At 71.9% G+C, this 21,686-nt stretch carries 19 protein-coding genes and 2 pseudogenes; 7 read left to right on the top strand and 14 right to left on the bottom strand.

Translation table 11 applies throughout. The features are described 5' to 3' along the window. The first annotated feature begins 241 nt into the window (after nucleotides 1-241). Nucleotides 242-733, top strand: coding sequence for a YcgN family cysteine cluster protein (locus tag M6G65_RS12435; RefSeq protein ID WP_192708863.1), 492 nt, complete (start codon nucleotides 242-244; stop codon nucleotides 731-733). A gap of 15 nt (nucleotides 734-748) precedes the next feature. Here M6G65_RS12435 and M6G65_RS12430 read toward each other — a convergent pair whose 3' ends face one another. The 6 genes from M6G65_RS12430 to M6G65_RS12405 form a co-directional block, all read right to left on the bottom strand. Next, the gene (locus M6G65_RS12430; protein WP_238195560.1) at nucleotides 749-1,429 is read right to left on the bottom strand and encodes an NrsF family protein; all 681 of its coding nucleotides are present in this window, start codon (nucleotides 1,427-1,429) and stop codon (nucleotides 749-751) included. Continuing rightward, nucleotides 1,426-1,983 (bottom strand): sigma-70 family RNA polymerase sigma factor, encoded by a 558-nt coding sequence (locus M6G65_RS12425; protein WP_238195617.1) that lies wholly within the window; start codon nucleotides 1,981-1,983, stop codon nucleotides 1,426-1,428. Before M6G65_RS12425 ends, M6G65_RS12430 begins: the two co-directional genes overlap by 4 nt. A 104-nt stretch (nucleotides 1,984-2,087) precedes the next feature. Next, a complete protein-coding gene (locus M6G65_RS12420) occupies nucleotides 2,088-2,828 on the bottom strand; it encodes a DUF1223 domain-containing protein (protein ID WP_238195561.1) in 741 nt (246 codons plus the stop codon). Nucleotides 2,829-2,895: 67 nt separating this feature from the next. Continuing rightward, complete coding sequence (locus M6G65_RS12415) at nucleotides 2,896-3,690, bottom strand: creatininase family protein (protein WP_238195562.1); 795 nt, start codon at nucleotides 3,688-3,690, stop codon at nucleotides 2,896-2,898. 110 nt (nucleotides 3,691-3,800) lie between these two features. Continuing rightward, nucleotides 3,801-4,334 carry a protein phosphatase CheZ gene (locus tag M6G65_RS12410; protein ID WP_238195563.1) on the bottom strand — a complete coding sequence of 178 codons (534 nt, stop codon included), beginning with the start codon at nucleotides 4,332-4,334 and terminating at the stop codon, nucleotides 3,801-3,803. A 109-nt stretch (nucleotides 4,335-4,443) separates the two neighbouring features. Next, nucleotides 4,444-4,827, bottom strand: a complete 384-nt coding sequence (locus M6G65_RS12405; protein ID WP_250103996.1) for a response regulator — start codon at nucleotides 4,825-4,827, stop codon at nucleotides 4,444-4,446. A 312-nt stretch (nucleotides 4,828-5,139) separates the two neighbouring features. Here M6G65_RS12405 and M6G65_RS12400 point away from each other — a divergent pair, with 312 nt between their 5' ends. After that, on the top strand, nucleotides 5,140-6,126 hold the full coding sequence (locus M6G65_RS12400; RefSeq protein WP_250103995.1) for a bifunctional riboflavin kinase/FAD synthetase: 987 nt from the start codon (nucleotides 5,140-5,142) through the stop codon (nucleotides 6,124-6,126). A 64-nt stretch (nucleotides 6,127-6,190) separates the two neighbouring features. Beyond that, complete coding sequence (locus M6G65_RS12395) at nucleotides 6,191-6,409, top strand: DUF2093 domain-containing protein (RefSeq protein WP_250103994.1); 219 nt, start codon at nucleotides 6,191-6,193, stop codon at nucleotides 6,407-6,409. A gap of 3 nt (nucleotides 6,410-6,412) precedes the next feature. On the opposite strand, the gene lpxK is transcribed toward M6G65_RS12395, so the two are convergent. From lpxK to M6G65_RS12380, 3 genes are read right to left on the bottom strand one after another with little or no spacing between them, the layout of a single operon-like run. Further along, complete coding sequence (gene lpxK, locus M6G65_RS12390; protein ID WP_250103993.1) at nucleotides 6,413-7,396, bottom strand: tetraacyldisaccharide 4'-kinase; 984 nt, start codon at nucleotides 7,394-7,396, stop codon at nucleotides 6,413-6,415. Continuing rightward, nucleotides 7,396-8,727, bottom strand: coding sequence for a 3-deoxy-D-manno-octulosonic acid transferase (locus M6G65_RS12385; RefSeq protein WP_238195566.1), 1,332 nt, complete (start codon nucleotides 8,725-8,727; stop codon nucleotides 7,396-7,398). The genes lpxK and M6G65_RS12385 overlap by 1 nt, the downstream gene beginning before the upstream one ends. Beyond that, a complete protein-coding gene (locus tag M6G65_RS12380; protein ID WP_238195567.1) occupies nucleotides 8,724-9,509 on the bottom strand; it encodes a lysophospholipid acyltransferase family protein in 786 nt (261 codons plus the stop codon). The genes M6G65_RS12385 and M6G65_RS12380 overlap by 4 nt, the downstream gene beginning before the upstream one ends. 300 nt (nucleotides 9,510-9,809) lie before the next feature. On the opposite strand from M6G65_RS12380, the pseudogene M6G65_RS12375 reads away from it, so the two are divergent. Further along, nucleotides 9,810-10,298: pseudogene (locus M6G65_RS12375) on the top strand (VIT1/CCC1 transporter family protein); the annotation flags it as partial. Nucleotides 10,299-10,362: 64 nt separating this feature from the next. After that, nucleotides 10,363-11,271, top strand: coding sequence for a metallophosphoesterase family protein (locus M6G65_RS12370; protein WP_238195568.1), 909 nt, complete (start codon nucleotides 10,363-10,365; stop codon nucleotides 11,269-11,271). Between the two features lie 72 nt (nucleotides 11,272-11,343). Here the strand turns inward: M6G65_RS12370 and M6G65_RS12365 are convergent, their stop codons facing one another. Then, entirely contained in the window at nucleotides 11,344-11,505 is a 162-nt protein-coding gene (locus M6G65_RS12365; protein WP_192708853.1) for a hypothetical protein, read from the bottom strand. A 307-nt stretch (nucleotides 11,506-11,812) separates the two neighbouring features. On the opposite strand from M6G65_RS12365, the gene M6G65_RS12360 reads away from it, so the two are divergent. Then, nucleotides 11,813-13,207 (top strand): amidase family protein, encoded by a 1,395-nt coding sequence (locus M6G65_RS12360; protein WP_250103992.1) that lies wholly within the window; start codon nucleotides 11,813-11,815, stop codon nucleotides 13,205-13,207. Nucleotides 13,208-13,234: 27 nt separating this feature from the next. Here M6G65_RS12360 and M6G65_RS12355 read toward each other — a convergent pair. The 4 genes and pseudogenes from M6G65_RS12355 to M6G65_RS12340 form a co-directional block, all read right to left on the bottom strand. Continuing rightward, nucleotides 13,235-14,376, bottom strand: a pseudogene (locus tag M6G65_RS12355) (M20/M25/M40 family metallo-hydrolase). After that, nucleotides 14,373-15,845 (bottom strand): M81 family metallopeptidase, encoded by a 1,473-nt coding sequence (locus tag M6G65_RS12350; protein ID WP_250103991.1) that lies wholly within the window; start codon nucleotides 15,843-15,845, stop codon nucleotides 14,373-14,375. The pseudogene M6G65_RS12355 and the gene M6G65_RS12350 overlap by 4 nt, the downstream one beginning before the upstream one ends. A 31-nt stretch (nucleotides 15,846-15,876) precedes the next feature. Beyond that, nucleotides 15,877-18,333 (bottom strand): penicillin acylase family protein, encoded by a 2,457-nt coding sequence (locus M6G65_RS12345; RefSeq protein WP_250103990.1) that lies wholly within the window; start codon nucleotides 18,331-18,333, stop codon nucleotides 15,877-15,879. Then, nucleotides 18,330-19,874, bottom strand: coding sequence for an acetolactate synthase large subunit (locus M6G65_RS12340; protein WP_238195618.1), 1,545 nt, complete (start codon nucleotides 19,872-19,874; stop codon nucleotides 18,330-18,332). Before M6G65_RS12340 ends, M6G65_RS12345 begins: the two co-directional genes overlap by 4 nt. A gap of 175 nt (nucleotides 19,875-20,049) precedes the next feature. Here M6G65_RS12340 and M6G65_RS12335 point away from each other — a divergent pair, with 175 nt between their 5' ends. Further along, the gene (locus M6G65_RS12335) at nucleotides 20,050-21,684 is read left to right on the top strand and encodes an ABC transporter substrate-binding protein (protein WP_250103989.1); all 1,635 of its coding nucleotides are present in this window, start codon (nucleotides 20,050-20,052) and stop codon (nucleotides 21,682-21,684) included. The last annotated feature ends 2 nt before the right edge of the window (nucleotides 21,685-21,686 follow it).

Below are 21,686 nucleotides of genomic sequence, written 5' to 3'. Positions count from 1 at the left end.
TCGGTCCGGGACGCCGAAGGCGAGCCCGGAACCCAGAACCGCCGACGGCCGCCTCTATGGCTCCGGCTGCGGCTCTGGATTCCGGGCCCTGCTCCGCAGTCCCGAAATGACGGCGTTGGTCGTGAAAGGCGCGGCCACACGCATCGCCGGAAATCCGCACCCTCGTGAGCCGGCGGCTACGCTTGCAGCGGTCCCGCGGCTCGGGCAGAGAGACGCACCTCCCAATCGAGAGACCTGAAAGATGCCCAAGCCCGAGGCGCCGCGCCGCGGGGCCGTCGAGCCGTTCTGGCGGACCAAGACCCTCGACGCCATGAGCCCCTCCGAATGGGAGAGCCTGTGCGACGGGTGCGGCCGGTGCTGTCTGATGAAGCTCGAGGACGAGGATACCGGCGAGGTCCACCACACGGATGTCGGCTGCACGCTCCTCGACGGGCTCACCTGCCGCTGCCGCGACTACCCGCGCCGCCAGAAGCGGGTGCCGGACTGCGTCCGTTTGACACCCGAGGCGGTGCGCACGATCGCGTGGCTGCCGCCGACCTGCGCCTACCGACTCGTGCGGGACGGTGAGCCGCTGTACCCGTGGCACCCCCTGATCTCGGGACGGGCCTCGAGCGTCCACGAGGCCGGCATCTCGGTCCGCGGCCGGCTCTCCGGCAACGAGGAGGAATTTTCCGAGGACGAGCTGCCGGACCGGATCGTGGACTGGCCGGCCCGCGATCCCTACGGGGATTGAGGCCGGGACAGGCGCTCAGCCGGTTCCGGCATCGCGGCCGATCAGCCTGCCCCCGGCCAGCCCGTTCAGGGCGATGACGATGGCGACCGCCGCCGCGTGGATCAGGAGGTCGGTCGCCGTCGCGTCGTGCGGATGAACCGGCATCAGCAGCGCCGCCGCCGCCGCGGCCACCGCGAGGCCGCCCAGGGCCGCCGTGAGATTCGGCCGCAGAGGGCAGGCGCGTCGCAGCATCACGACGATCAGAGCCGAGAGGGGCACCGACACGCAGATCAGGAAGCTGAAGCAGCCCGTCACCGTGTGGGCGCCCGGAATGTCGGATCCCGGCGCGACCCACTCGCGCAGGCAGCCGAGACCGCTCGCCCCGATCCACAGGGCCAGCGGCGGCACGGGCAGGAACGCCCAGCCGGCCGAGCGACCCGGCACGCTGGTGGCGAACGCCGCGAACGCGGCCGCAGCGGCGGTCAGCAGGGCGCCCACAGCCGCCAGGGCGAGATCGGGGACGCGCATCCGCAGCATGAACCCGCCGGTGCCGAACCAGGCCGCCAGCCCAAGGCCGATCAGCAGGGCCGAGCCGAGCCACAGGGCCGCGCGCAGGCCCGGAGCCGGGAGCGGCCGCACGGGTTCGAGGTCGCCCGCGAGGTCTTCGACGAGCTGCTCGTGGCGGGACAGGCTGCAGCCGACGCGTTCGGGCATCATTCCCTCTCCTGCGTCAGGCTGGCCCGGAGCGCCTTCAGCGCGCGGTGTAGATTGACCTTGAGCGCGCCCTTGCTCCGGCCGGTGAGCGCCGCGGTCTCATCGAGCGAGAGTTCGCGCAGGCCGAGATGCTCCACCGCCTGCCGCTGCCCCTCGGGGAGGGACGCCACCGCGCGCGCCAGGGCGGCGGCGCGGTCCCGGGCCTCGAGGCCGTGGCCGGGGGCGGGGGCGGGATCGACCTCGGCCTCGTAGGCCAGGGGATCGTTGACCTCCCGCGGCCGGCGCCCCGAACGGCGCAGGCGGTCGATCACCCGCCGCTGGGTGATTGCGCGCAGCCAGGGCAGGAACGGGCGCGTAGGATCGTAGCTCGCCCGCGCCCGGTGGACCGTCATCAGCGTATCCTGCACGACGTCGTCCACCGCCTCGCCGCGCACGCCCTGACCCCTGGCGATCGCCGACACGACCGGCAGGCAGGCCTTTAGCAGGGCGCGATAGGCGGCCGCGTCGCCGCCCTGCGCCGCCGCCATCAGAGCTGCAAGATCCTCTTCGAGCGCCATCCGGGCTCCGCCGTTCCGTCCGCCGGCACGCGCCGTCTTTTGCCCGCGTTCGGGTCCCGGCGCCAGCGCCCAGCTGCAGGCATCGGCGCCCGGCAGGGTCAGCATCATCGCAGCGCCTCCCGGTCCGCCGCGGTGCCGGGCCGATCCAGGCGGGCGGCCCCGAGGATGCGCCCGTCCTCCGCCTGCACGAGCAGGGCCGCGGTCTCGCCCTCCGGCAGGGCGGCCGTGAAGGTCGCGGCCGTGCCGGACCAGGGACCGAGTTCGCGGATCGAGCGGACGATGTTGGCCTGCTCGATGGTGCGCCCGGCATTCTCGCCGTGCAGCACCCGGGTGGTGTGGCTCGGATCGTATCCGATCAGCAGGACCCGGGCCGTGCCGCGGCCGGCCCCGACCTGGGCGGCGACGCGGTCGCCGTCGCGGTACAGCGTCGCCGGGATCGCCGGCCCGGCCTCCCGGGCCTGAGCGATCGCGCCGCGCAGGCCGGGCTCGTCGGAGCCGACGAGCCCGGTCCGGCCGTCGATCACCGCTTCCGGCGTGTAGGCGCCGCCGCCGAGCCGGGCCGCGTAGGCCTCCTGGCGCGCGGTGGCAGCGGGCAGGGCGTAGGGATCGCGCCAGTTCAGGTGGTTCCAGTAGGTGACGTGGAAGGCGAGCGGCAGGATGTCGGCGTGCTCCCGCGCCAGCCGGCCGAGCAGCGCCTCGGCGGGCGGGCAGGAGGAGCAGCTCTGCGAGGTGAACAGCTCGACCACGACGGGACGCGCCTCCGCCGCGGTCGGGACGGCGGCCGCGCACATCAGGGCGGCGATCAGCGCCGCAGGACGCCAGATTGGACCGATGACAGGACGCATGGCCGGGGCTCCCGCGCCGGCCCTCAGGCCCGGCGTACCGGCTCTTTCGGCGGCACGGTGGCGGCGGTTACGCCGGTTCCTGCCCGTCGAGTTCGAACGCGTCGACGTCGCGCAGGAGCGCCACGAAAGCCTGCGCCCCGTATTCCAGCGCGGCGTGGCCGGCTTCGGCCGTGCCGAGCCGCGCGTCGCCGATGGCGCCGGAGGGGTGGAGATCCTCGGCTTTCCAGGCGAAAGCGGCCGGGCGGCCGGCGCGCAGGTGAGTGAAATCGCGGACCATCGCGCGGGTCCGCGGCGGGAAATCGGCGATCCGGTCGGTCCGCACGAGATCGGGGCGCAGCGCCAGCATCAGCGCGGTCTCGATGCCGCCGGCATGGATGCCGTGGGCGATCTCCTCGGCCGGGAACAGGCCGTCCGGATAGCCGAACCGCGCCCAGGAGGTCGTCACCGCGACCATGCCGAAGCGCGACCGCAGCTCACCCGCCACCAAGTCGATGAGCGGGCTGTTGCCGCCATGGCTCGTGACGATCACCAGCTTGCGGCAGCCGGCGCGGCTGATCGCAGCGCCGAGCCCCGTCCAGGCCGCGAGCGCTGTCCCGGTGTCCAGGGACAGCGTCCCCGGGAAGGCGTCGTGCTCGTCGGACTTGCCGACTGCCTGCACGGGCAGCAGCAGCACGTCGAGATCCGCCGGCACCAGCGCGCGCACGCGGGCGAGGTAGCCCTCGGCGATGTCGCAATCGGTCGAGAGCGGCAGGTGGGGACCATGCTGCTCGATGGCGGCCACCGGCAGCACCGCGATCGCCCGCCGCATGTCGCGACGGGCGAAGTCGTTCGTGGTGAGGTCGGACCAGAGCCGCGCCGCCATACCCTGCAGAGGCCTCCTGCCGGCGCCGTGCGGCAACCGGTTACGGATGGCGATCTAACCGGAGCGTGGCCACCGAGTCGACGCCCGGACCGGCGATCCGGCGCGGCGCATCAGGCGAAGAGCGCGTCGATGTCGTCCTGGGAGGGTGTCGCCTCGACCGCTTGGGGGCCGTTGAGCAGCAGATCCTCGGCCCGGGCGCGGCGGGCGCGCTCGGCCGGGTCCAGGGCGCCCGTGTCGCGGGCCTTCACGGCCCCGACGAACCGAGCCAGGCGCTGCTCGAACAGCCTGAGCGATTCCACCACCTTGGCGATCCGCTGGCCGGTGATGTCCTGAAACGCGCAGGCCTCGAAGATCGTGTTGATCCGCTCTTCGACTGCGTCCCGGTAGCCGGGGCCGTCCGGGAGCCCGAGCATCGCTTCCGCGGCTTCCATGATGGTGTTGGTGGCGCCGGCAGTCGCCGCGACGACGCTGCCGAGCTCCTCATGCGCCATGGGGATCCGGTCGCGACTCATCTCGTTCGCCCGCAACGCGCCGATCTCTTCGCGCAGGTGGGCGATATAATCCGCGATCTCGATCAACTCGGCGATGACGGCCTGCGGCTCCCGCATCCGCAAATCGGCCTGCCGCGCGACGGCTAACGACATGCTCTCCTCCTGGGATCGATGACCGTCCTGGCCGACCGTGCCGGTCCCGCGCGCCTTGCGGCGCGTCGGTGATCCGGCGGGTCGGCGCGGGGGCGCTGCATGGGGCCGATCAGCTCCCGCAGACCGCCTCGATCTTCGACTTCAGCGTGGCGGCGTTGAAGGGCTTGACGATATAATTGTTCACGCCGGCCTTCTTGGCGGCGATGACGTTCTCGGTCTTCGATTCGGCCGTCACCATGATAAACGGCGTCGTCCGAAGATTTTCATCCGCGCGCACGTGCCGGAGCAGCTCGTACCCGGTCATCGGCTCCATGTTCCAGTCGGAGATCACGAGGCCGTACTTGCGACCCTTGAGGCGCGCAAGAGCTTCGGTGCCGTCCGAAGCATCATCGACTTCCTCGAATCCGAGCTGCTTCAGAAGATTACGGATAATGCGGACCATCGTCTGGTAATCGCCGACAACGAGGATCGGCATGCTCAGATCGAGAGCCATCGAACAACTGCTCCGTATTGCCCGGCGGGAAGCCGCGCCGGCTCCCGGATAGATTAACGCTTCGCTAACGCGGCAATTTAGCTGCGCTGCTCGTCATTTTAAATAGCGCACGCGCATTGCGAAGCCGTTAATCGGCGCGGTCGGCGCATGGCCCGGCGTCACGGCCGCGTTCCATGGTCGGGTCGCAGGGGCCCGCTTCAAGGCCTCGCTTGACCCTCCGGGCGCCTTTGGGCAGGGTCCGGCCGCGTCGGGCCCCTCGCGGACATGTCAGGCGAACCCATCCGACCCTTCCCAGCATCCGACCCCGGAACGATGGCCTCAGGCGACGCAACGGCCGCGCGGCCCTTCACGATCTGCCGCGCCGATGCGCCGGTGCCGCCGGCCCTGGCGGGGGCCGTGGCGGCGATCGGCAACTTCGACGGCGTCCATCTCGGTCACCGGGTGCTCGCCGAGAGCGTGCGCCTAGCCGCCGCCGAGGCCGGACGGCCGGCGGCGGTGCTCACCTTCGAGCCGCATCCGCGGGCCTATTTCATGCCGGACGCGCCGATGTTCCGCCTCACCGGGCTCGCCGCCAAGGAGATCGTGTTCGCCCATCTCGGCCTCGACGGGCTGATCGTGCGCCGGTTCGACGGCGCCCTGGCGGCCACGGGCGCGCGCGCCTTCGTGCTCGATTTCCTCAAAGGGGCGCTCGGCCTGTCCGGCGTGGTCGTCGGTCACGATTTCCATTTCGGCTGTGGCCGCGAAGGCACGCCCACGATCCTGGCCGAACTCTGCCGCGAGGCCGGGATGAGCTGCCGGATCGTCGACCCGGTCGCCCTCGGGGGCGAGACCGAGCCGGTCTCGCCGAGCGCGATCCGCGCCGCCCTCGGCGCCGGCGACGTGACCCGCGCCAACGCGCTGCTCGGCTATCGCTGGTTCGTCCTCGGCCCGGTCCAGCACGGCGACAAGCGCGGCCGCCAGCTCGGCTTTCCGACCGCCAATGTCCGGCTGCCGGATTGCGGGCTGGCCCACGGGATCTACGCGGTCCGGGTCCGCCTCGGGTCCGGTCAGTTCTACGATGGCGTTGCGAGCTACGGGCGCCGCCCGACCTTCGACGACGGCGCCCCGCTCCTGGAGACCTACCTGTTCGACTTCTCCGGCGATCTCTACGGGCAGGAGATCGCCGTGGAATTCGTCGGCTACATCCGCGGCGAGGAACGGTTCGACAGCGCCGACGCCCTGGTCGCGCGCATGCACATCGATGCATCCGCCGCGCGGGCCCTGCTGGCGAGCGATGAAACCCGGTCGATGCTGACCTGATTCTCCAGAGGCAGCGCGGCCGGCGCGGATCGTGTAGAAGGCCGACATCGATCGGGAGGCGGATGTGCTGGGTCGTTACGAACGCGCGAACAACGGCGAGGCGGTCGCCGAGTACGGCGACGGCACCATGCGGGTGGTCAAGCCGGGCAGCTTCGTGCGCTGCGCGGTGACCGGCGAGCCGATCCCGCTCGACGCCCTGCGCTACTGGAGCGCGGTCCGGCAGGAGGCCTACATCTCCCCCGAGGCGATCTTGAAGCGGCTCAAGGAAACCGGCCGCCCCTGACCGTCACGGCGCGCCGGCGAGCGCGCCCTGAACCTGTCGGCGCAGAGCCCCCGCGTCGCCGAAGGCGAGCCGGACGCGCAGCACGCGCACCTGAGCCGCGAAGTTGGGCGGCAGGCGCGCCGCATCCTTCTCGGTGGTGACGAGTTCGGCGCCGAGCCGCTGCGCCTCGGCGGCCAGGGTGGCCAGCTCGCCGGCCCGATAGCGATGATGATCGGGAAAGGGGCGCGTCGCCGCGATCACCGCCCCCGCCGCGGCGAGCGTTGCGAAGAACTTGTCCGGTCGGCCGATCCCCGCGAAGGCGAGACAGCGGCGGCCCGCCAGATCGTCCGTCTCCCGGACGAGGCGCGCCCGGTGGACCGGCAGCCCGCGGGCCTCCGCCGCGCGGGCGACCGCCTCGCCCGGCGGCCCGTCGCCGACCAGGATTAGCCCGGCGACGTGTCGCCACTGGCGGTCGAGCGGCGCGCGCAGCGGGCCGGCCGGGACCGGCAGACCGTTGCCGAGGCCGGCGGGACCATCGATCACGGCGAGGCCGAGATCCTTCACGAGGCTCGGGTTCTGCAGCCCGTCATCCATCACGATGGTGTCGGCCCCGAGCGCCCGGCACAGGGCGGCTCCGGCCGGCCGGTCACGGGACACCACCGTCGGCGCCCGGCGCGCCAGGAGCAGCGGCTCGTCGCCGACCGCGTCCGCATCGTGCCGGCCGAGATCGACCTGCACCGGGCCGGCCGTTCGGCCGCCATAGCCGCGGGACAGGAAGGCGGGCGTGCGGCCGAGGGCGGCGAGCAGGGCGGCCAGGGCCAAGGCGGCCGGCGTCTTGCCGGCGCCGCCGAGGGTGAAGTTCCCCAGGCACAGGATCGGGCAGCCCGCCCGCGCGCCGGGCCGGTCCATGCGCCGGGCCACGAGCGCCCCGTAGGCGGCCCCCAGCGGCGCGAGGCAGCGGGCGGCCGGATGATCCGGCCCCGCCGCCCAGAAGGCCGGCGGCCGCATCAGACCCGCGCGAGCGGCCGCACGGGACCGCCGCGGTCGAGACGCTGAAGCTTCATCTGCGCGACGAACGGATCGAGCACCGCGAGGGTGCGCGCGACCGCGCCCTCGAAGGGCTGCAGGGCACTCTGCCCGGCCTGCATCATGCCGCCGAAGCGTCCCGGATCGCCCAGGAGTTCGCCGGCGACCGCCGCCAGCTCGACGCCGTCGCGCACCGGCAGCGCGCCGCCGGCCCGGTCGAGGGCGCTGTAGATCACCGCGAAGTTCTCGGTGTGCGGGCCGTGCAGGACGACCGTGTCCAGACGCACCGGCTCGATCGGGTTCTGGCCGCCGCGCGACACCAGGGAGCCGCCGAGGAACACCAGAGGGGCCAGGCGATAGAACAGGCCGAGTTCGCCGATCGTGTCGGCGACGTAGACCTCCACGGAGGGGTGGGGCCGTCCACCGGTGGAGCGCCGGGCGCTTCGCAGGCCGAGGGCGTCCGCGCACGCGACCACCTCGGCGCCCCGGGCCGGATGCCGCGGGGCGATGATGGTCAGGAGTTGCGGGAACCGGGCTTTCAGCACCGCGTGCGCGTAGGCGACCATCGCCTCCTCGCCGGGATGCGTGCTCGCCGCCACCCAGACCGGGCGGCCGGCGAGCATGGCGCCGAGATAGGCGAGCTGCTGCGGGTCGGCCGGCGGCACCGGCGCGTCGAACTTCAGGTTCCCCGCGATGCTCACCCGCGGCGCGCCGAGCTTGGCGAAGCGCTCGCCATCCTCCTGCGTCTGAGTCAGGCAGATCGCGATCCGCGACAGAAGCGCCTTGGCGGTGCGGGGGCAGCGTTCCCAGCCATGGAAGGAGCGCTCCGACATGCGCCCATTGACCAGGATCAGCGGGATCTCGCGGTCGTCCAGGGCGAGGATGGTGTTGGGCCAGATCTCCGACTCGGCGATCACCGCCAGGTCCGGCTGCCAATGGTCGAGGAAGCGCGCCATCCAGCGCGGGGCGTCGAGGGGCATGTACTGATGCACCGCGCCGGATGGCAGGCGGGAGCCGATCAGTTCGGCGGCCGCGCGCGTGCCCGTGGTCACCAGCACGGAGAAGCCGCGGGCGATCATGCCCTCGACGAGGCCGATCAGCGACAGCGCCTCGCCGACGCTGGCTCCGTGCATCCAGGCCAGCGGCCCGACCGGGCGCGCCCGGCCCGGCAGCCCGCGCCGCTCGGGCAGGCGCAGCGGATCCTCCTTGCCGCGCTGCGCCCGCCACGCGAGGAGCCCGGTCAGCGCCGGCTCGCCGATCCGCAGGCCCGCCCGGTAGGCCTGGAGCGGCAGGGTCACCGAGGGACGCCTCACGCGACGTCTCCCACCGAGGCCGGGGCGGCCGTCGGGGCCGGATCCCGGTAGAGCGCCGCGCGGTCGGCGCGCCCGACCAGCGCGTAGGCGCGCGCATGCACGCGATTCATCTCGGCCTCGACGAAGCGGCGCAGCGTCTCGAAGGCGTCTCCCTCGCTGTCGCGGGGCACGTAGATGGGATCGCCGAGCACGATCGCGCCGCGCCCGAACGGCAGGCCGAGACAGGCGCGGTCCCAGGATCCGAATCGCAGGTGCCGGCTCGTGACCACGGCGGCCGGGACGATGGGACGGCCGGAAAGGCGTGCCAGCGTCAGGATCCCGGCGTCGCAGCGACGCGAGATCTTCGGCACGTCCGCGCTGAAAGCGACCGACTCACCGTCCTTCAGGGCCCGGAGCATGCCCCGTAATCCTTCGGCCCCGCCTTTGGCGCGGTGGTCGGTCGCCCGGTTCCGGCCCCGGGCGCCGGACGCCCGCATCACCCGCACGCCGAGGTGCTCCAACGCGATGGTGTTGATGTTGCCGTCCGGATTCTTCGAGATGATCGTGGCCACCCGATCTTTCGGACGGCTCATGAACGGCATCATGATGTGCTGGCCGTGCCACATCCCGGCGATGAGCGGGATGTGGGCATCCATCCAGGCATCCACGCCCCCCTGAGGCGCGCTCCCGGCATGGATCTCGAAGCGGTTCGTGCGCTGCACCAGCCGGAGATAGGAGGCCGCGAGGCGCCCGAGACCGCGCTGCACGAGGGGATGTCGGAGAAAACGCTTGCCGAGGCTCATGTCACGCCTGGGGCGGCCGGAAAGCCGGCGCCCGATCGGTTCCGGATCGAATTTGACCGCGCATGGTCTAGCTCCCGCGCCGAAGCCGAAACAACCGGCCTCGTCCACAACCAGACGTTTGTGACCGGCCCGCCGGGGCGGCCGTCCCGGGGCAGCGCTTGCTCCCGCCGCACGGCAAAAACACGGCACGGCCCCTTGTTTAGATAAGTTCCAAACTATAGATTGGAATTGATATAAACAGGAATCCCTTCCATGGCAGCCGTTCTCGAAAGCTCCGGCGGCGCGGCCGCGGACGCCCATCGCACCTTCGTCCTGCGCTACGTCCAGCCCGGCCTCGCCGGCTTGATCGACGGCTCCGTGTCGACCCTCGCGCCGATCTTCGCGGCGGCCTTTGCCACGGGTCACAATGGCGCGACCTTCTTGGTCGGCCTGGCCGCCTCGGTGGGCGCCGGGATCAGCATGGGATTCACGGAAGCCCTGTCGGACGACGGCAGCGTCACCGGGCGGGGCGACCCGCTGATGCGCGGTCTCGTCTGCGGGGCCATGACGACACTCGGCGGCCTCGGCCACACCGTGCCTTACGCGATCCCCGACACGCTTCCCGCCGGCTGGCCGAATCCGTTTCTCCTCGCCACGACGCTCGCCGTGCTGGTGGTGGCCGTCGAGCTCGTCGTCATCGCGGCGATCCGCACGCGCTTCATGGCGACGCCGTTCTGGCGGGCCGCGATGCAGGTGATGCTCGGCGGCGCGTTGGTGCTGGCTGCCGGGATCCTCATCGGTAGCGCTTGACGACGGGCCCCGCGCCCGCGATGCGGAGCGCGTCCCGTGGCCGTCTCGAGGGTGACCTCCGGCGTTGACCTTCCGCCTCGCCCATCTCAGCGACCCGCATGTCGGCCCCCTCGGTCGCGTGCGCCTGCACCAGCTCATCGGCAAGCGCGCCACCGGCTACGCGAACTGGCGGCGCGGCCGCTCGCGCAGTCACGACATGACCGTCCTGGAGGCCCTGGTCGCCGACCTGAAAGGGCAGGGGGCGGGTCACGTCGCCTGCACGGGCGACCTGTGCAACATCGGCCTGCCGAGCGAGTGGGAGACGGCGCGGACCTTCCTCGAAGCCCTGGGCCCTCCCGAAACGGTGAGCTTCGTCCCGGGCAACCACGACGCCTATGTCCGCGGCTCCCTGGAGGGGTTGCTCGCCGCCTGCGGCCGCTACACGGGCGACGATACCGGGTCTTCGGGACGCTTCCCCTATCTTCGGCGCCGCGGGCCGCTCGCCCTCGTCGGCCTCTCCAGCGCGATCCCGACCAAGCCCTTCGTGGCCACCGGACGGCTCGGCGCACCGCAGCTCGCCGCCGCCGAGGTGCTGCTGCGGGCGCTGGCCACGGAGCCGGGCCGGCCGTTCCGCGTGGTGATGATCCATCACCCGCCGCAACCGGGAGGGGCCTCGCCGGGGCGTGAGCTGAAGGACGCGGCCGCCTTCACGGCGATGATCGGGCGGGCCGGCGCGGACCTGATCCTGCACGGCCATAACCACGTCACCAGCAGCGCCGTCATCCCGGGTCCGGACGGGCGCGGCGTGCCGGTCGTCGGCGCGCCTTCGGCCTCGGCCCGCCCGGACGGACACGGGGCGATCGCCGCGCGCCGGGCCTCTTATCTGCTGTACGAGATCGCTCCGGCCGGAAACGGCTACGCGGTCAGTGCCCGGCGCCGGGGCCTCGATGCAGCGGGGGCGATGGGTGACCTTGGGCCCGTCGACCTCGCCTGAGATGATCGGCCGGCACGGCTCCCGTCCTCGGTCGCGCCGGCCTGATGATCGCCGATGGTCGTCCGTGGGAGATCAGACGCCGACCGCCGCGAGATCGGCGCGCTGTTGCCGGCTGAGACTCGCTTCGTAGCGCTCGGCCTGAAGACGTGTCAGGCCGCAGATCAGCGCGAGTGCCCCGCGATACACGGTGTAAGTGCCGTCATGTGTCGGCTTGACGCGAATCACCTCTGCCATGGGAGCCTGCCTTTGTTGGAGGTTGCCTGCCTTCGTCTGAGGAGATCGTCCTTTTTGCTGGATTGGCGGGTCGAACGCGCGAACGACGACTAGGTTAGCCGTCGTTTACGGGCTGGCAAGGGCTCGATCCGGACGAATGCTTAGGTAATTCTGCTGCAGCGCGGCAAACCCTTGCGGGCCCTGACGATCCCCAGATGCATAAAAAAGCGGCCGCTCGCTTGCATATTGAATTAGGTTCGCGGAGCGCCCGAGGCGCCGCGAATCGCAGGATGGATCGGCCCTGTCGGGCCAGGCGAAAGGAACCCCCATGCAGCTCTGGCGTCTGACGGCGACCGATCTCGCGGCCCTGATCCGCGCCGGCCAAGTCTCGGCCCGGGAAGCCGCGCAGGATGCCCTCGCGCGGCTCGACGCGGTCAATGGCCGGATCAACGCCGTGGTCGAGCATCGTCCCGAGGACGTGCTGAAGCAGGCGGATGCCGTCGACGCGGCGCGGGCGCGCGGTGCGGAAGCAGGGATGCTCGCGGGCGTGCCGGTGACCGTCAAGGTGAACGTCGACCAGCGCGGCTTCGCGACGACGAACGGCCTGCGCCTGCAGCGGGATCTGGTCGCCCAGAACGACAATCCCGTGGTGGCCAATCTCCGGCGTGCCGGCGCGGTGCTGCTCGGGCGGACCAACACGCCGGCCTTCTCGCTGCGCTGGTTCACCACCAACCAGCTGCACGGCGAGACCAAGAACCCGCGCGATCCGGCACTGACGCCGGGGGGCTCGTCGGGCGGGGCGGGCGCCGCCGTCGCTGCTGGAATTGGAGCGATCGCCCACGGCACCGACATCGCCGGCTCGGTGCGCTATCCTGCCTATGCCTGTGGGGTCCATGGCCTTCGGCCGAGCCTCGGCCGCATCCCGGCCTGGAATCCGTCCTCACCCGAGCGCGGGATCGGGCCGCAGCTCATGGCGGTGTCGGGACCGCTCGCCCGCAGCATCGCGGATATCCGCCTCGGCCTGGAGGTCATGGCAGCGCCCGATCCGCGCGACCCCTGGTGGGTCCCCGCACCCCTCGTGGGCCCGGAATGCCCGCGGCGGGCCACGCTCTGCGTCCGGCCGGGCGGTCTCGCCGTGGTCCCGGAGGTCGAGGCAGCGCTGCGGGACGCCGCGCGCCGCCTGACCGAGGCCGGCTGGACGGTGACGGAGATCGCCGACACGCCGCCGATCCGCGAGGCGAGCGAGCTCCAGCTCCAGCTCTGGCTGGGCGACGGCTACGCGGCCGTCCGTGCCGCCGCGGAGCGCGAGGGCGACCCGGCCGCGATCGGCCTTCTGGAAAGCTTCCGGACGCGGGCGGAGACGATGACGCCCGACGCGATCGCCCTGGCCCTCACCCGGCGGGCGACCCTCGCCCGGGACTGGTCCCTGTTCCTCGCCGAGAACCCGGTGCTGCTCGTGCCGGTCTCCGGCGAGCTGCCGTTCCCGGACGGGCTCGATCGCACCGGCGATGCCGGCATCGCCCGGGCCTTCGAGGCGAACCTGCTGCAGGTCGGCCTGGCCCCACTCGGCATCCCGGCGCTCACCGTCACCACGGGCCTCGTCGGGCGCACGCCCGTGGGCGTGCAGCTCGTCGCCGCGCGCTACCGGGAGGATCTGTGTCTCGCGGCGGGCGCGGCGATCGAGGCCGGCGGGGTGCCGGACATGCCGGTGGATCCCGCCTGACGGGAGCGGGCCGCAGCGGACGCGGGCTCAGGCCTGCGCCGCTGCACCCAGATCCGTCAGCAGAGCCGCGAACAGCTGCGCCCGCTGGGCCAGCGTGTCGATCAGCAGGTGCTCCTCCAGGGTATGATAGCCCTGGCCGAGCGGCCCGAGGCCGTCCAGCGTCGGGATGCCGTTGGCGCCGGTGAAGTTGCCGTCGGAGCCGCCGCCGGCGCTGCGGTGGGGCAGGGAGTGGCCGAGCGCCTCGCTCAAGCGGCGCGCCCGCTCATAGAGCGCCAGGCCGCCGGCATCCGGCTCCCAGACCGGCCGGGTCACGCCCCGGGTCACGGTGAAGCGGACGCCGTCCGCCTCACCCGACAGGGCCAGCATCCGCGCGACGCCGCGGTCGAGGTCGGCCGGCGCTTGGCCATGCTGAGCGCCTGCCCGCGGCAGACGGTCGGAACGCAATTCACCCATTGCCCGCCCGAGACCACGCCCGTGGAGAAGGTGCAGTCGGCATCCGACATGGCGTCGATCGCGAGGATCATGCGGGCCATCGCGCGGATGGCCGAGCGGCCCTCGTGCGGCGAGGATCCGGCGTGGCTCGGCCGGCCCAGAGCCTCCAGATCGAAGCGCGCGATGGCATAGCGTCCGGTGACGACGCCGTTCTCGGGCTGACCCGGCTCCGGCACCAGCACGAAGGCGTGCCGGGCGGCCTCGGCCTCGATCAGGTCCCGGGTCGAGGGGCTGCCGACCTCCTCATCGCCGGTGAACAGGACGGTCACCGGCAGGGGCGTCGCGATGCCGGCGGCCGCCAGGGCGCGGAGCGCCGCCAGCGCGATCACGTTTCCGCCCTTCATGTCGAGGATGCCCGGCCCGTAGGCGCGGTTGCCTTCGATCCGCCAGGGCAGGCTCCCGAGCGTGCCGACCGGATGCACCGTATCGAGATGGCCGAGCACCAAGATGCCCGGCACGTCCGGCCGCGGGTGCGGGAACCGTGCGCGGACGCAGTCGCTCAGCCCCATCCGGCCCGGGATCGTCTCGACGGCGGCTCCCAGGAGAGCGAGGTCGCGGGCGGCCACGCCCATCATCCGGTTCACCGCCGCCGCATCGTGGGTCGGGCTCTCGCACTCAACCCAGGGGCGCAGGGTCGCGAGGATCTCGCGCGCGTCGAAGTGGAGGTCCGGGATCATCGGGCTTTCTCCTCGGCGAACGGATCGGCGACCCGCGGCCAGTAGGTGCCCGACCGCTTGGTGTAGGGGATGGCCCCGTAATCCGGCGGCACCGCCCCGGGCGCCGCGACGTAGCGCACCTCGCTCGCGATCGGCGCGAAGGCGGCGTAGAAATGCTGCATCGACTTCACCACGACGATGCGCTTGTCGTCGAGGCTGAGGCCGAGGCCCGTGAAGGCGTCGGGCGCGAAGGCCTGCTGGCGCTTGTGGGTCAGCACGACGTGGATCCCGTCCGCCTCCACCCAGGCCGCGGGGCCGAGATGGGCCCGGCCGCCGCTGAGCCCGGTCTGGCTGTGATCCTCCGAGAGGCCGCGCACGGTGACGCGCAGGTCCACGGGGTTACCCGAGGTGACGCCGCACTTGCCGCCGATCCGGAGCGTGAAGGTCGCCCCGAGCCCGGCCTCGTGGCAGATGCCAACCGCGCCGGGATCCCAGATCAAGCCTAGCGCCGCGTCCTTGACGCCCCGCTCGGCGAGGCGTGCGAGGATCGCGGTGTTGTCCGAGGGCGCGCCCGCCCCGGCATTGTCGGCGAAGTCGGCGAGCACCATCGGGCGCGGGTCGTCGGAGGCGAGGGCGAGATCGATCGCTGCGTCGATCGTGTCGCAGCGGCTCGCCGCCTCCTCGCGCATGGCCCAGACGGCGCCGGCGAGTTCGTCCGCGAGCGCCTGCGCCTTGCCGGCATCGCCGTCGGCGACGACCAGCATCTTGGCGCCGACATCGGCCACGTCGCCCCACGGGAAGCCGTGCCCGAAGGAGACCGACAGGATCCCGTCGCGACCCTCCAGCGCCTCCATCCGGCGCACGAAGCCCGCCACCGGCTCGCGGCTGGTGCGCCACATGTTGATGATCCGGCAATCGGCATAGGCCATGACCGGCCGGATCTCCTTCGACACCGTCCGCACCACCAGCGGGTAGAGGTCGCGAGCGCGGTCGGCGATGTCGGTGTGGGGGTATTCCTTGTAGATCACGATGACGTCGGCGCTGGTCCGCATCGTCTCGGTGAGATGGCAGTGCAGGTCGAGCTCGACGCCGATCGTGGCGTCCGGCCCGACGATGGCGCGGACCCGCTCCAGCGTGTCGCCCTCGCAATCGTCATAGCCCTCGGCGACCATGGCGCCGTGCATGAACAGCAGCACCGCGTCGACCGGCATCGCGGCCTTCAGATCCTCCAGCAGCGCGTCGCGCAGCTCCTCGTAGACCGCCCGCAGGGTGATCCCGCCGGGCTGCGCGAAGGTCGAGAGGCTCTCGGCGACTGCGTGCCCGTCCGCCTCGGCCATGTCGCGCCAGGCCTTGAGGCCGATATTGCTGAGGCTCGGCGGCTTCCGGGTCCCGTCGCGGCGCGCGTAATCGGCCCGGAACGCCGCTCGGCCCGTGGGCAGCGGCGCGAAGGTGTTGGTCTCGGTGGCGAGGCCCGCGATGAAGATCTTCAAGGGTCTGTCCCAATCCGTCCCGACGGCCCGGTCAGGACGCGCACGGGCTCAAGGTGATGATCGTCTCGGTCGCTGCATCCACGGCCGCGCGGCCGTAGAGCATCGGCACATGGTCCTGGGCGCCCCAGATCGGGGCGAGGTCCGCGTAGTGCGGGCTTCGCGGGTCTCCCGACTGACCCGGGACGTTGATGAAGACCGACTTGTCCCAGTCCCCCACGTCCACGACCATGCGGAACGAGGCGCCGTGGGTGAGCCGGAACGAGTCGGTCCGGTACTCTGCGTGCATGACTGATGCCGCGGATCCGCCCACGGGCAGCGGCCCGACATCCCAGCGGGTTTCGGGCTTCAGCGCGGTGAGGGGATGGGCGAACAGCGCGTGGTGCAGGCGGCCCCAGGACCAGCCGGCGCGGGGTTCGGGACGCGCGGTCGTCCCCACATCACTCTCGCCCCCCTCTGCGGGTGAGAGCGTGACAGGGCCTGCCGCCTCCGGTGCGAGCCTGTCCATGGGATCCGGCCCCATCCGTTCCAGGCAGTCGCGGAACGCGGCACCCAAAGCCTCCGCCAAAAGCGCGTCGCGCACCGCCGGGTCGAGACTGGTCTCCAGCCGCTCGATCAGGCTATGCGTGTCGCCCGGCGGCAGCAGGCGGCGCGTTCGGGCATCGGGCACCAGCGCGCCGAGCAGCGCCGGGCGCAGGTGGTGGACCCACAGGACCTCGATCAGGGCGGCCGCAGCGGAGTCATGATGCAGCGCCCCGTCGAACGCGGCCAGCAAAGCCCGGGCGGAGGCGATATCGGGATCCGAGGGCGCCGGCAGCGCCCGGATCAGATCGGCGAGACGCAGGGCCGGCTCGGAGACGACGTCGGCCTGGAGCGCCTGCGAGTCGGCGAGGCTGTGTCGTGTCTGCCCGCCGAGCACCGCCCGGATGCGGCGGGCGCGCCAGGGCTCGGCCCACTCGAACCCGACCTTGCGATCCTCGGCCGGAAAGTCCGGCGGCAGGTTCATCTCGTTGGCGGTGGCGAGCCAGCCCGCGTCCGGGTCGAGGCTGCGGGGCAGGGCGGCTGGATCGTGGAAGCCGGCCCAGTCGTAGCGGCCATCGCCCGGCACCGGCAGCAGGCCGTCATGGGCCGGCCGGACGGGCGCCTTGCCGGCCATGAACCACGCGATCCGGCCGGTCGCGTCGGCGTAGAGCTGGTTGACCGAGGGCGCCGACCAGTGATGCAGGGCCGCGCCGAAGGCCTCGGGGCTGGTGGCGTCGAGATAGGCGAGGCTGCCGAGATAGGCGGCAGCGCCCGGTTCCGACCAGACGGTCCGCAGCGCGAAGGCGCGGCCCCCCGCCTCGCGGATGATCGGCCCGTGCCGGGTGAAGCCCAGCACCACGGTCTCGTCCGGCCCGCCGCGCACCGGGATGTTCTCCGTGATGCGCGCGATCCTCTCCCAGCCATCGCCAGACCGGTAGCGATCGGGATCGGCCGGGTCGGTCTCACACACAAAGAGATCCTCCTGATCCATCGGCGCGATGGTCAGGCTGAAGGCCGCATGGCCGTTATGGCCGATGGAGATGCCCGGGAGCGCCGGCTCGCCGGCCCCGATTACGTCGAGCCCCGGGGCGGTGAGGTGGACCGCGTAGCGCAGGGACGGCTGCAGGTAGACCCGGTGTGGGTCGCTCGCGAGGATCGGGCGGCCGGTCTCGGTGCGGGCGGGCCCGACCACCCAGTTGTTCGAGCCCTCGGCCGGCTCCTTCGGGGCGGCGCGCGGACCGCGGGTGACGGCGCCGTGCGCATCGACCTTGCTCCAGGCCCAGGCATCGTCGCGGGCGGCCGCCAGGCGCTCGGGGGAGAACCCGACCGCCGCCGTGGCGAGTCGGAAATCGCCGAGGAGGTCGTCCGGCCAGTCCGCCGCGTCGAGCCCGTCCGGGATGACCGGTTCGTGCAGCGGGCTGACGCGCTTGCGCAGATCGTCGGCGGCAAGCCCGGCCTCCCAGGATTCCGCGCAGGCCAGCACCCTGGCGCGGGCGACCTCGGAGAGGACGTTCCGGACCAGGCCGTGGCTGCGGATGCGCACCACGTCCTCCGGCCGCCAGCGGCCCGGGCGCGTATCCGTCAGGTCGAATTCCGGCGGTAGCAGCTCGGGCTGTGCCTCGGTGAGCGCCACGTAGGCGTTCAGCCCCTCCACGAAGGCCGTGACGATCGCCTGCGTGTCCTGCGGCCCGTAGGCGGCCCATTCCGCCGCCATATCGCCGCGGTAGAGGAACAGCCGGGCGGCGCGGTCCTGGGCGAGGTAGCCGGGCCCGAAATCCGCCGCCAGCAGGCCGAGGCCGCGCTTGCGCCACAGGTCGAGCTGCCAGAGCCGGTCCCGGCCGGCGTTGAACCCCTGCGCCCGAAAGGCGTCGAGGGCAGTGCCGGCCCGGATATGCGCCAGCCCCCAGCGATCGACCCGGATCTCGACCGGGCCATCCAGCCCGGGGAGCGGGTAGCGTGTCCCGCTCACAGAGCCACTTCGATGAGGTGCGGCCCCGGATTGGCCAGAGCGTGCTCGAACGCCGCGATGAAGTCGGTGAGCGTTGCGACCCGCCGTCCCTCGACCCCGAACCCTTTGGCGAGGCTCACCCAATCCACCGCCGGCTCGTCGAGGCTCAGCATGCCGAGCGCCTTCGGGCCGGGATTGAGGGCGCCGACATTGGCGAGCTCGGCCCGCAGGATCGCGTAGGACCGGTTCGACCAGACCAGAGTCACCACGTCGAGGCGCTCGCGGGCCTGGGTCCAGAGCGCCTGCACCGTGTAGAGCCCGCTGCCATCGGCCTGGAGGTTGATCACCTTGCGGTCCGGGCAGGCGATTGCCGCGCCGGTCGCCATCGGGATGCCGAGGCCGATCGAGCCGCCGCTGAGCTGGAGCCAAGTGTGGGGCGCCGCGTCCCGGGTGAGGGCGAAGAAGTTGCGGCCCGTGGTGATCGACTCGTCGCAGATCACCGCGCCCTCCGGGATTAGCGCGCCGAGCACCTGCCCGATCGTATCCTGGTCGAGAGGGCCGGCGGTCGGGAGCTTCGGGCGGGGCCCGACGGCGACCGGCTCGGCCGGCGGGGCCGCGACGGCCTCGGCCAGCCGCTCCAGGGCGTCGATCTGGTCCTCCTCAGGTGTCGCCAGCGTGATCGTCGTGCTGCCCTCCGGCGCCAGCAGGCTCGGCTTGCCGGGATAGGCGAAGAAGCCCACCGGCGGGGTCGCGCCGATCAGGATGATGTGGCGGAAATCCTTCAGCGCCGCGATGCCCTGGTCGATCGGGTAGGGCAGGCGCTCGATCGGCACGGTGCCGGCGCCACGGTCGATCCGGGCATTGGAGGTCATCGCCAGCATCTGCGCGCCGGTCTTGCGGGCGATCCGGTCGGCGAGCACCCGGCCCTCGCTCCGCACGGCCCGGTCGCCGAGATGAAGGAGCACCTTCTCGCCGCTTTGCAGCGCCTTCACGGCGGCCGCGATCGCGTCGTCGCCGGCCTTCGCCCGCGCGGGGACGTCGGGCACGGGCGCCGGACCGGTGCCGGGATCCCAGGCGGTGTTGGCCGGCAGGATCAGGGTCGCGACCTGACCCGGGGCGGTGCGGGCGGCCGCGATGGCGGCGGCGCCGTCCGGGCCGATCTCGCCGGCGCTCATCCCGGTCCGCACCCAGGACGACATCGGGTGGGCCAGACCCTCGATGTCGGAGGTCAGCGGCGCGTTGTACTCCCGATGATAGGTCGCGTGCTCGCCGACGATGTTGACGACGGGGGTGCGCGCCTTCTTGGCGTTGTGGAGATTGGCGAGCCCGTTGGCGAGGCCGGGCCCGAGATGGAGCAGCGTCGAGGCCGGCTTGTCGGCCATTCGGGCGTAGCCGTCCGCCGCGCCGGTCGCTCCGCCCTCGAACAGGAACAGGACGCAGCGCATGCCCTCGACCCGGTCGAGGGCGGCGACGAAGTGCATCTCCGAGGTGCCGGGATTGGTGAAGCAGACCTCGACCCCGCCCTCCACGAGGGTCCGGACGAGGCTCTCGGCTCCGTTCATGGTGCTCGGCGTTCCATCGCTCACGGGCAGCTCCCTCGCGCGCCGGCCCAGCCGGCCGGTGACTCGCATTTTGTATTACCGTGGCGCAGCCGGCGCCACGCGCAAGGGGCGACGTCCGGCCTCTTCTGTTCGCCGGACGCAGGGCCTAAGCCTGAGCGTGGCGCGGGATTTGCGGTTGGCGCGCCGCAACTTCGACGAATGGAAGCACATGACAATTCGCCGCCTGATTGCCGCCGCCCTGGCCGGTACCGTTGCTCTGACCGCGCCGGCCAGCGCCGAGAGCGTGCTGCGCATCGCCATGACGGCGTCCGACATCCCCACGACCACGGGCATGCCGAACAACGGCTTCGAGGGCATGCGCTTCCTCGGCTACCCGATCTTCGAGGGGCTGGTGCAGTGGGATCTCAAAAGTACCACCAAGCTCGCCGGCATCGTCCCGGCGCTCGCCGAAAGCTGGGAGCAGGATCCGAACGACAAGGCTGTCTGGACCTTCCACCTGCGCCAGGGGGTCAAATTCCATGATGGCACGCCGTTCAACGCCGATGCGGTGATCTGGAACCTCGACCGCTACTTCAAGAACGACAGCCCGCAATTCGAGGCGCAGGGCGCCGGCATCTCCCGCGCCCGGGCGCCGCTGGTCGGATCGTACAAGAAGATCGACGACGCGACGGTCCAGATCACCACCACGCAGGTGGCGTCCTACTTCCCCTACATGGTGGTCTACCTGCTGTTCACCTCGCCGGCCTCGTTCGAGAAGGCCGGCCGCGACTGGAGCAAGGTGGCCGCGCTGCCGGCGGCCGGCACCGGCCCGTTCAGGATCACCCGCGTCGCGCCGCGGGAGGCTGTCGATCTTGCCAAAAACGACGGCTACTGGGACCCGAACCGGATGGCCAAGGTCGACAAGGTCCGGCTGATGCCGATCCCGGAGGCCAACGCCCGGGTGGCGGCGCTCCGCGCCGGTCAGGTCGACTGGATCGAGGTCCCGGCGCCCGACGCGATCCCGTCGCTGAAGCAGGCGGGCTTCACCATCACCACGGGCTCGTACCCGCATGTCTGGCCGTATTTCTTCAACATCGGCGCCAAGGACAGCCCTCTGAAGGACGTGCGCGTCCGGCAGGGCCTGAATTACTGCATCGACCGGGCCGGCATCGCCGAACTGCTCAACGGCACGGCCGAGCCAGCCTCGGGCTGGCTCAACGACAAGGACCCGAATTTCGGCAGCCCGAAGAATCACTACACGTTCGACGCCGCCAAGGGGAAAGCGCTTCTGGCCGAGGCCGGCTACACCGACAAGAAGCCGCTCAGCCTCAAGGTGATGATCTCCTCGTCCGGCTCGGGCCAGATGCTGCCGATGCCGATGAACGAGTACCTTCAGGAGAACCTGAAGCAGGCTTGCAACGTCGATGTCAGCTTCAACGTGGTCGAGTGGCAGGTGCTGCTGAACGGCGGCCGGGCACTGCCCGACGCGCCGAGCCTCCAGGGCGCGATGGCGCTCAACGTGTCCTCGCCCTCGTCGGACGCCGCCGTCATGGCGCGCTACTTCGCGGGCGACCGGTTCCCGCCGAACGGCTTCAACTTCCCGACCTGGAAGGACGACCAGTTCGACGCCGCCCTCAAGGCGCTCGCCGAGACCACCGACGCCAAGGTGATCGACGCGCAGACCAAGATCGCCCACGAGCGCCTCGTGGACAATCCGCCGTGGCTGTTCGTCGTCCACGACCTCAATCCCCGCGGGATGTCGAAGAAGATCCACGGCTTCGTCTCGCCGCAATCCTGGTTCGTCGACCTCACCCTCGTCAGCGTGCAGTAAGT

The sequence above is a fragment of the Methylobacterium tardum genome (assembly GCF_023546765.1).
GTDB classification, from domain to species: domain Bacteria; phylum Pseudomonadota; class Alphaproteobacteria; order Rhizobiales; family Beijerinckiaceae; genus Methylobacterium; species Methylobacterium tardum.
This window is presented reverse-complemented; position numbering and strand designations above follow the sequence as displayed.